The organism is Mesorhizobium sp. WSM4849 (genome assembly GCF_055811385.1).
Map to the genome: position 1 here is coordinate 1 of NZ_JBVVPW010000098.1, position 1,009 is coordinate 1,009.

The window sequence follows — 1,009 nt, forward strand, 5'->3', positions numbered from 1 at the left end:
CTAGGGGCGGGCCTCCAGCACCATGTTGAACGGCGTCTCCGTGGCGCGACGGAATCGCTTGAAGCCGCCGCCGGTCACCACCTGGCGTAGCCTCGCCTCGCCGGCCTGGGCGCCAAGCCCGAGCCCGACTTCCTGCGACAGGGACGCGGGCGTGCACACGAATGTGGAAGCGGCATAATAGACGCGTCCGACGGGATTGGGATTCGCCGCTAGATGGTCATGCGCCAACGGCTCGACGATCATCCAGGTGCCATCCGGCTTGAGCGACCCGTGGACATGGGTGGCGGCGCCCGCCGGGTCGCCCATGTCGTGAAGGCAATCGAAAAAAGCGACGAGGTCATAGGTGCCGGGATAGGTCTTGGCGGCCGCGACCTCGAAGCGCGTGTTGGCGCCGACGCCGGCTTCCTCGGCGGCCTTGCGGGCGCGCTCGATCGAAGGGGCGTGATAATCGAAGCCGACGAAGCGCGAATTGGGGAAAGCACGTGCCATGAGCACGGTCGATGCGCCATGACCGCATCCGACATCCGCGACCTCGACGCCGCGTTCGAGCTTCTCGACTACGCCCTCCAGCGCCGGTAGCCAGGAGTCGATCAGATTGGCATTGTAGCCTGGACGGAAGAACCGTTCCGTACCGCGAAACAGACACGCGCTATGATCGTGCCATGCAACGCCCTTACCGGACTGGAATGCCTGCCTCACCTTTTCTTCGTCGAGCCATAGCGCGGATAGGACCTCGAATGCGCCAGCCATGAAGGCCGGGCTATCCTCATCGGCGAACACCAGCTCCTGCTCGGCGTTGAGATAGAACTCGTCCTTGGCTTCATCGTAGTCGACGTAGCCCGCCGCCGCCTGCCCGGAAAGCCACTCCCTTACAAGGCGTTCCTGGGTGCCGGTGCGTGTCGAAAGTTCGGCCGCCGTCATCTTGCCACCTTCGCGCAATGCCTTGAACAGGCCGAGTCTGTCGCCCAGCAAGACCCCCGCGCCCGTAGCGATCGCACCGAGATCGCCG

The 1,009-nt window shown here is 64.7% G+C and carries 1 protein-coding gene; it reads right to left on the reverse strand.

The window, feature by feature from the left end; all coding sequences use genetic code 11:
* The coding region (locus AC0L3L_RS36355; protein ID WP_473642183.1) for a class I SAM-dependent methyltransferase at positions 1–1,009 on the reverse strand (1,009 nt) is incomplete at its 5' end.